This is a genomic window from Aquipuribacter hungaricus (assembly GCF_037860755.1).
GTDB lineage: Bacteria > Actinomycetota > Actinomycetes > Actinomycetales > JBBAYJ01 > Aquipuribacter > Aquipuribacter hungaricus.
Window position 1 is genome coordinate 1 of sequence record NZ_JBBEOI010000265.1, and the last position, 4,572, is coordinate 4,572.

Genomic DNA, 4,572 nt, shown 5'->3' on the forward strand with positions numbered 1-4,572 from the left:
GCGCGCCGGGCCCGGGCCGCTCGCCCGGCACGTCGCTGCACCGGGCCGAGGACGCGGCCCGGGGCCGGGCCGCGCGCGTCCCGGAGCACGGCGAGGACGCCGCCACGGACTGGGCCCTGCGCTACGAGCAGGCCGCACGCGAGGAGCTGGCGGCACACGAGGAGCGGCAGGCCCGGCGCGAGCGCGAGGCCCGCGCCGAGGCCGAGGTCGACGCCGCCGTCGACCGCGAGACCCACCGCTTCGTGCCCGAGGAGCCGCCGCCCTTCCCCCGGCCGGACCTGCCCGGCCGGCTGGCCTGGGGCGCGGTCCTGCTGGGGCCGCTGGCCCTCATCCTCTTCGCCGTGCTGTGGGACGAGGCGCCGTCGTGGCTGGTCGGCTCCGTCGTCGTCGCCATCGTCGCGGGCTTCGGCTACCTGGTGTGGCGGCTGCCGCGCACCCGGGACCGCGAGGACGGTGGTGACGGTGCCATCGTGTGACGCATGACCACGTCCGCACCCGCACCGCACGGCCCCCGCGAGATCGTCGAGCTGACCGGGCACGTCCTGGACACCGGCCTGTTCACCCTCGTCCTGGACGACGTGCGCGCCCTCGGCGGCGACTACGAGGTGGTGCGGTTCGACGTCGGCAAGGACGCCGGCGACACCAGCACCGTCCGCCTCGCCGTGAGCGCGCCCGACGCGCGCACCCTGGACTCCGTCGTCATGCGCCTGCACACCCACGGCGCCAACCTCGTAGAGGTCGAGCCGGCACGGCTGGTGCCCGTCGAGCGCGACGGCGTCTTCCCGGCCGACTTCTACGCCACGACCAACCTGCCCACGTCGGTGCGCGTCGGCGAGAGCTGGGTCGACGTGGAGAACCCCGAGATGGACTGCGGCATCGCCGTCACGCTCGACGAGGACGGCGGGGTGCGCTCGGTCCGCACGGTCCCGGTCAGCGACGTCCGCGCCGGCACCTCGCTCGTGTGCGGGGCGGCAGGGGTGCGCGTCACCCTGCCCGAGGCCCGGGGCTCCGAGGGCGGCTTCACGTTCATGCAGTCCGAGGTGTCCAGCGAGAAGCCGCAGGCGCTCGTCGTGCACCAGGTCGCCGAGCAGATGCGGGCGGTCAAGGAGGCCGGGCAGAAGGTGCTGTGGGTGCTGGGTCCCGCTGTGGTCCACACCGGCGCGGCCCCGTCCCTGGCCGCCCTCGTCCGCGGCGGCTGGGTGGACGTGATGTTCGGCGGCAACGCCATCGCCACCCACGACGTCGAGCAGTCGATGTACGGCACGTCGCTGGGCGTGGACCTGTCCGCGGGCAGCGGCGTCGAGCACGGCCACGAGCACCACCTGCGGGCCATCAACGCCGTGCGGGGCGCCGGGTCGCTCGCCGCCGCGGTCGAGCAGGGGGTCGTGACCAGCGGGATCATGCACGCGCTCGTCACCGGCGGGAAGCAGTTCGTCCTCGTGGGGTCCGTCCGCGACGACGGCCCGCTGCCCGACGTCCACACCGACGTCATCGAGGGCCAGCGGGCGATGCGCGGGGCGCTGGCCGACGTCGGCTTCTGCATCGTCGTGGCGACGATGCTCCACGGGGTGGCGACCGGGAACGTCCTGCCCGGCCACATCCCCCTGGTCTGCGTCGACATCAACCCCGCCACCGTGACCAAGCTCGCCGACCGCGGGTCCGCGCAGGCCCGGGGGGTCGTCACCGACGTCGGCCTGTTCTGCGCGGCGCTGGCGCGGGAGCTCACCGGCTCGGAGACCTGACCGGCCCGGGGCCTCAGGCCTCCGCGACAGGTGTAGGCGGGGTCGGGGGCGGCGGTGCGGCCGGGACCACCTGCCGCAGCAGCCCGGCGTCCGGCGCCTGCACGGCGAGCTGCCACGCGCTCCCGGCCACGAGCAGCGTCACCGGCCGGAACGTCCGGGGCAGCCGCCGCCACCGGACGGGCGCGGACCCCACCGGTGCCCCCACCAGGGCGGGGCGGTCCTCGGCCGGGCCGTACCCGCGCAGCGGACGGTGCGGGTGCCACGCCGCCCGCAGCCCGTCCGCCCCCGGGTGCAGCACGAGCAGCCCCGCCCGCGCCCTCGGCCCCGCGGAGCGGAGCGCGCCCACCGCGACGGGCTGCCCCTCCTCGAGCGCCCTCAGGTCGTCGGAGGGGCTCCCGAAAGGGCGTCCGGTGAGGCGCCGCGGCAGCAGCGCCGGGTCTCCCAGCAGCTGGCCCGGCGTCCGCGTCCCCGCCGCGCACCGGACCGGCCCGTCCGGGGTGCCCACCCGGTCGACCCTCGACACCCAGGCGGTGACGAGGCGCTGGCTCCGCCAGGCCGCCAGGGCGCCCGCGAGCGCGCCCACGGGACCGGCGAGAGACAGCCCGGACGTCCCGGGCAGCACCTGCGCCACGACGAGGAGCGCCACGAGCAGGCCGACGGCCGCGGCCAGGGCCCCGGCACGGACCGGCGGTCGACCGCGCAGGGCCAGCACCGGGACCACCACGACCACCAGCGCGAGGCCGACGAGCGCGGCCGTCGGCAGCCCGTGCTCGACGGCGACCAACGCCAGGACGACTCCCACACCGGTGAGTACCTCGGCCACGTCCCCGTCGGGCAGCCGGCCCGTGACGGCGTCGGTGAGCAGCAGCGCCAGCACCACCCCGCCGACCGTGGCGACCCCCACGAGCAGGGACTCCAGGACGAGCCGCACGCCCGGCGGCAGCGACCGGCGCGCCGGGTCGGGGACCGGCGGGACCACCCGGGGCACGCCTAGGGCAGGCGGAGCTCGACCAGGGTCGGCCGCGAGGCCAGCACCTTGGCGAGCAGGACCGGCCGCCGTCCGGGCTCCCCCGGCAGCGGGACGGGGCGGACGTCCGCGTCGCTGCCGACGAGCCCGAGCAGGCGGCGCTTGGGGTCGGCGGCCGGGGACGTGGGCGTCGCGCCCGGGGTGAGGTCGACCAGGCGGCTGGCCAGGGTGTCCCCCGCCGCGGTGCCCGGGAGCGGCCCGGCGACCACGGTGGGGAGCCCGCTGCCGTCCTCGGCGAGCAGCGCCAGCAGGTGCGCGGCCACCGACGCCGCGTCCGCGTCGTCGCCGCGCGCGTCCACGACGGCCAGCCGGAAGGCCTGCCCGCCGACGAGGCGGGCGCCGGTGAGGACGAGGCCGCCGCCGTGACCGCGGTAGGTGGTGGTGCCGCGGGTGTCCACGCGCAGCGAGGTGAGCACGGCCGCGCCGCCCGCCTGGCGGCCCCCGCCGACCACCACGAGACCGGTGTCGGAGGCCAGCGAGCCGAGCCGGTGCCCGCCCAGCGGGTGCGCCGGGCCGCGGTGCAGCAGCACGACGTCGGGTGCGGTGTCGCGCAGCAGCCGGACCAGGCCGGCGCGGCTGCCGCGGAACCGGTCGACGTCCGCGGCGAGGACGCGCACCGTGGGGGCCGGGCCGGCACCCGGGGTGGCGGGGGCGGTGCTCACTCCGAGCGCGCCAGGTCGGCGGCGCCGACCAGGCCCGCCTCGTTGCCCAGCTCGGCCAGCACGATGTCCGCGCTGGGCCGGAACCCGCGGCCGGTCAGCTCGTGGGCGTAGGCCGCGCGGGCCGGGCCGATGAGGAGGTCGCCCGCCTCGGACACGCCCCCGCCGATGACGACGACGCCGGGGTCCAGGAGGGCGACGAAGCTGGCCACCGCGGTGCCGAGCTGGCGGCCCTGGTCGGCGAGCAGCTCCACGGCGATCGGGTCGCCGTCCTGCGCGGCGGCGGTGACGAGGGGGCCGGTGATCCGCTTCACCTTGCCGTCGGCGCGGGCGAGGATCCCGTTGGCCAGCGGGGAGCCGGACTCGGCCATCTCGCGGGCCTCGCGGGTGAGGGCGGTGCCGGAGACGTACTGCTCCCAGCAGCCGCGGTTGCCGCAGCCGCAGCGGTGCCCGTCGGGGACGGCGCGAGCGTGCCCGAACTCGGCCGCGACGCCGTGCGCCCCACGGACGAGGCGCCGGTTGATGACCAGGCCGCCGCCCAGCCCGGTGCCGACGGTGAGCATGAGCATGTCGTCGAAGTCGCGGGCGGCGCCGTACTGGAACTCGCCCCACGCCGCCGCGTTGGCGTCGTTCTCGATGACGACCGGCACGTCGACGTGCTCCTCGACCTGCGCCTTGATGGGGTTGTCCCGCCAGGCCAGGTTCGGGGCGAACATCACCATCGACCGGCCGGAGTCGATGTAGCCGGCGGCGGCCACCCCGACGGCGACGACGTCGTGGCTGCTGCGCAGCTCGGCGATGCCGTCGGCGACGGCGCCGACGATCTCGTCCGGGCGCGACGGGGTGGTCTCCCGGCGGGTGCGGGCCAGGACCTCACCGTCGGGGGTGACGACGCCGAACGCGATCTTGGTGCCGCCGATGTCGACGCCGATGGTGCTGCTCATGCCTGCTCCTCGTCGGTGGGTCCGGTGCTCACGGGGATCGTGGTCCACGTGGGGACGTCGCCGCCCGGTGGGTCCACCGGGGGCGGTGCGGTCGTGGTCGGCCGGGGCGGCTCCCCCGTCGCGGCGGCCTGGGTGCCGCCGGCGGCGCCCGCGGCCGGGACGCCGCTGCTGCTGCCCGTGCTGCCGACGTCGCCCAGGTG

Annotated in this window: 4 protein-coding genes and 2 pseudogenes; 2 read left to right on the forward strand and 4 right to left on the reverse strand. The window is 77.5% G+C overall.

The features are described 5' to 3' along the window. Together WCS02_RS17695 and WCS02_RS17700 are read left to right on the forward strand one after the other, a co-directional pair. Positions 1 to 476: pseudogene (locus WCS02_RS17695) on the forward strand (hypothetical protein); the annotation flags it as partial. A 3-nt stretch (positions 477 to 479) separates the two neighbouring features. Further along, a complete protein-coding gene (locus WCS02_RS17700) occupies positions 480 to 1,742 on the forward strand; it encodes an ornithine cyclodeaminase, nickel-pincer nucleotide-dependent (RefSeq protein WP_340295587.1) in 1,263 nt (420 codons plus the stop codon). Positions 1,743 to 1,755: 13 nt separating this feature from the next. On the opposite strand, the gene WCS02_RS17705 is transcribed toward WCS02_RS17700, so the two are convergent. From WCS02_RS17705 to WCS02_RS17720, 4 genes and pseudogenes are all read right to left on the reverse strand, one after another. Further along, positions 1,756 to 2,721, reverse strand: coding sequence for a hypothetical protein (locus WCS02_RS17705; protein WP_340295589.1), 966 nt, complete (start codon positions 2,719 to 2,721; stop codon positions 1,756 to 1,758). An 11-nt stretch (positions 2,722 to 2,732) separates the two neighbouring features. Next, positions 2,733 to 3,431, reverse strand: coding sequence for a hypothetical protein (locus WCS02_RS17710; protein ID WP_340295590.1), 699 nt, complete (start codon positions 3,429 to 3,431; stop codon positions 2,733 to 2,735). Then, positions 3,428 to 4,372, reverse strand: a complete 945-nt coding sequence (locus WCS02_RS17715; RefSeq protein WP_340295591.1) for an ROK family glucokinase — start codon at positions 4,370 to 4,372, stop codon at positions 3,428 to 3,430. Before WCS02_RS17715 ends, WCS02_RS17710 begins: the two co-directional genes overlap by 4 nt. Next, positions 4,369 to 4,572, reverse strand: a pseudogene (locus WCS02_RS17720) (hypothetical protein); the annotation flags it as partial. The pseudogene WCS02_RS17720 and the gene WCS02_RS17715, both read right to left, overlap by 4 nt.

Bases quoted from the DNA above. Each gene is read 5' to 3' on its own strand.
- WCS02_RS17700 (WP_340295587.1), top strand. From the start codon at position 480: ATGACCACGTCCGCACCCGCACCGCACGGCCCCCGCGAGATCGTCGAG.
- WCS02_RS17715 (WP_340295591.1), bottom strand. From the start codon at position 4,372: ATGAGCAGCACCATCGGCGTCGACATCGGCGGCACCAAGATCGCGTTC.